Annotated in this window: 3 protein-coding genes; 2 read left to right on the plus strand and 1 reads right to left on the minus strand. The window is 45.2% G+C overall.

The window, feature by feature from the left end:
* Positions 1–330, plus strand: a 330-nt coding sequence (locus F6K37_RS22580) for a DUF4351 domain-containing protein (RefSeq protein WP_287252274.1), incomplete at its 5' end; no start/stop codon positions are given.
* Positions 331–564: 234 nt separating this feature from the next.
* Here the strand turns inward: F6K37_RS22580 and shc are convergent.
* Complete coding sequence (shc, locus tag F6K37_RS22585; protein WP_287252275.1) at positions 565–2,478, minus strand: squalene--hopene cyclase; 1,914 nt, start codon at positions 2,476–2,478, stop codon at positions 565–567.
* A 103-nt stretch (positions 2,479–2,581) separates the two neighbouring features.
* On the opposite strand from shc, the gene F6K37_RS22590 reads away from it, so the two are divergent.
* The coding region (locus F6K37_RS22590; RefSeq protein ID WP_287252277.1) for a glycosyltransferase at positions 2,582–3,792 on the plus strand (1,211 nt) is incomplete at its 3' end.

Below are 3,792 nucleotides of genomic sequence, written 5' to 3' on the forward strand. Positions count from 1 at the left end.
TTGCGGTTTGACCAAAGGTTGATCACAGAATTATTTCCGGAGGACGTGATGCAAGAGTCTGTAATTTATCAGAAGATAATTCAAAAAGGACATAAACTTGGTTTACTCGAAGGAAAACGTGAAGGAAAGCTTGAAGGAAAACTGGAAGGAAAACAAGAGGAAGGGTACTCAATCGTTAGACGTCTGATCACCCGTCGGTTTGGTAGTATTTCTGACCAGCTACTTGAGGGGATTCAAAAGCTTTCTATTGCTCAATTGGAGGAGTTGAGCGAGGCGCTGTTGGATTTTGAGACCGTCACAGATTTGACGGTCTGGTTGACTGAGCATTAGCAATAAACAGGATGCGTGGGAATTAAGAATTAAGAATTAAGAATTAAGAGTTAAGAATTAAGAATTAAGAATTAAGAATTAAGAATTAAGAATTAAGAATTAAGAATTTGGAATTCTGTATTCGACATTCACCATTCACCATTCTGGATTTTACATTCTGCATTCTTAATTATACATTCTTAATTATACATTCTACATTCTACATTCTTAATTCTACATTCCGACAAACAACCTTCAACTTGAAATAGAAATTTGATACCTTCCCAAGGCCAACAACGGGAAATATTGTTGATAGAAGTGGTACTTCAAATAAAAATGACTGGGAAAACCTGTGCCTGTAAACTCGGTTTCATCCCAACTGCCATCGGGCTGCTGAGTTGACACTAAGTAGTTGACTCCCATCTCAATGGCATCCATTGCCCAGTTGCCAGTAGCTTCTCCTGCTGCCATTAAACCAATTAAAGCCCAAGCGGTTTGAGATGCAGTACTGATTCCTAGTCCCTTAAGAGTGGGATCATCGTAACTAAGACAGGTCTCACCCCAGCCACCATTGAGGTTTTGACATTTCACTAGCCAAGCGGCACCCCGTTCGATACTACGTTGGTGGGTGTGAGGCGCTATCTTTGACAAGGCGGAAAGAGCACTACTGGTGCCATAGATATAGTTAACCCCCCAACGACCAAACCAGCTGCCATCGGCTTCCTGTTCCTGAATCAAAAATGCGATCGCATTCTCCAACTGCTGGGATTCTATGGACAAATTACACGAACCCAGCATTTCCAGGACCCGTGCGGTCACATCCGCTGTGTTAGGGTCAATCATAGCTTTCAGGTCAGCATAGGGCAGAGAATTGAGCCAGTGTTGATTATTATTAATATCAAACGCAGCCCAACCCCCTTGGTTACACTGCATTGATGCTATCCAAGCCAAGCCACGAGCCATGGCTGCCTGCTTTAGTTTCTGATTAGGGAGTTTCAAGCTATTCAAGGCCATAATCACTACTGGGGAATCATCTAAATCAGGATAGAAACGGTTTTGAAACTCAAAGGCCCATCCTCCTGGTTTCCCTTGGGGATTCTTCACCACCCAATCCCCATAGTCTAGTATTTGCTGCTGCAACAACCATTCTCCACCCCGAACTAAGGCTGGATGATCCGGTTCTAAACCAGATTCCACCATCGCTCGCAATACCCAAGCTGTATCCCAAACTGGGGAAACACAGGCTTGGACTCGGTAGCTGTCAGGGGTTTCAATGGCAAACCGATCAATGGCTTCCAGTCCCCGTTGCACGATCGGATCCGCAAGATCATAGTTGAGACAACGCAACGCTAACAGGGAATTCAACATGGCTGGAATAATTCCCCCCCAGTCTCCTGTGGCTTCTTGCCTCTCCAAGACCCATTTTTCCGCTGCTGCCAGTCCCTGCTTCCGGAATGGAACTAAATTCCAGTCTTCTGCTAACTTAAATCCATCATCAAGCAGTACAAATAAATCTGTCCAATCGGAATTGCGAGGTAGCTCGAATTTGACCTGATCAGCTCCTTCGGTATATAACTCGTCTAGATTGATCCTTGGCTCAATCTCAAATACTGGCTTCTGGTCAAAGACAATTAATAAAGGAACTGTACTTCCCCTTGCCCAGCTAGACATTTCATAGATCGTAAAGGGAAACCATTCTGGAAACAACATTATCCAGGGGGGAATCGAGGGAATCCCACGCCAGCTATAGCAGCCAATCAAGGCTAAATGAAATTTGGTGAAAATCCGGGTTTTGCTGATGCCACCCCGTCTGAGAATAAAATCCCTGGCTCGGACCAAAGCTGAGTCGCTGGCGGGGACCCCCAAAAGGCGGAGTGCCATATAAGCTTCTACCGAACAACTCAAATGCCCACCATCACCATAGAAAAGTTCCCAGCCACCGTGTTTCTGCTGTTGTGAACGCAGATAGGCTTCCGCTTTATGTAAAGGTCGTTGTTTGTCAGTTCCCCAAATTTTATGGAGTAGGATAATTTCCGCTGTTATGGTGACATTAGATTCCAGTTCTGCCCACCAGTAACCATCGGGATATTGCTGAGCGAGTAAATAGCTTTGGCTATTTGCGATCGCTTTTGTAACCCCTGAGTGTACAATCCTGTCTTGGGTTTGCATGTTTTACCGTTCTACTTCACACACCACATTCAAAGGTGCGCGCACCTTTGGTTACGTTATTTTGCTACTTGTAGTGGAGAATTAGCAATAGGTATCAATACAAATGGATACAATCGGATTAGGAATCACTGTTCTATCTTTAGGGATTTGGATCGGATTACTAGGATTTCGGGGTCAGTTTTGGCGAGCAGACCAACGGCTGGTTATAGAGAAATTCCCTACCAGGTCTGTAGGTCAAGGGGAATCATTACCCAAGGTTTGTGCTGTAATTCCAGCTCGTAATGAAGCTGAGTTGCTCCCCACGACATTGCGATCGCTTCTGGCTCAAGACTATCCTGGCTGCTTGACGGTGATTGTAGTAGATGACCAAAGCACTGATCAAACAGCGACCATTGCTCAAGCCCTTGCCGAGGAAAGCAACCAATCCTCCGAACGATTCCAACTAGAAGTATTATCCGGTCAAACGTTACCCCCTGGCTGGACTGGTAAACTCTGGGCCTTAGAACAAGGCATTCGTTATGGGCAGCAGCAAACCCCAGCCCCAGATTATTTTTTATTTACCGATGCTGATATAGAGCATGATCCAGCCAATCTCCGTCAACTGGTAACCAAAGCCGAGATGGAAAATTTGGATCTAGTTTCCCTAATGGTGTTGCTCAGATGCCAAGACTTTTGGGAACGACTTCTTATTCCTGCTTTTGTCTTCTTCTTTCAAAAACTCTATCCCTTTGCTTGGGTCAATAACCCGACAAAATCCACTGCGGCTGCGGCTGGAGGATGTATTTTAATTCGCCATCAAGCCTTAAACCGCATCGGTGGGATTGAGGTAGTGCGTCAAGCATTAATCGATGATTGTGCCCTAGCTCAAGCAGTTAAATCCAGTAATACAAAAAGTTTCGCCCCCCTAGCCCCCCAATTTTGGGGGGAACAAAACTCTCAAAGTCCCCCAAAGTTGGGGGATTTAGGGGGCTTTAGCAAAACCAATCAGCAACGCCCTGGGTTTGGTGGGATTTGGTTAGGGCTAAGTCAATCAACTCGCAGCTTACGACCATATCCTTCTTTAGCGAGTATCTGGAACATGATTGCTCGCACGGCTTTTACCCAACTAGAGTATTCCCCATGGCTATTAGTGGGTACGGTGATGGCAATGACGTTAATTTATCTAGTAGCCCCGATTGGTTTGATCCTTAGTGTTTTGACTGGACATTGGCTGAATGCGATCGCATCCTTTGTGACATGGTTACTGATGGCTTTAGCTTACTTACCCACACTGCGCCTGTATCAATGTTCTCCTCTGCTAGGATTTTGCTTACC

This window comes from Moorena sp. SIO4E2, assembly GCF_010671945.1.
GTDB lineage: Bacteria > Cyanobacteriota > Cyanobacteriia > Cyanobacteriales > Coleofasciculaceae > Moorena > Moorena producens.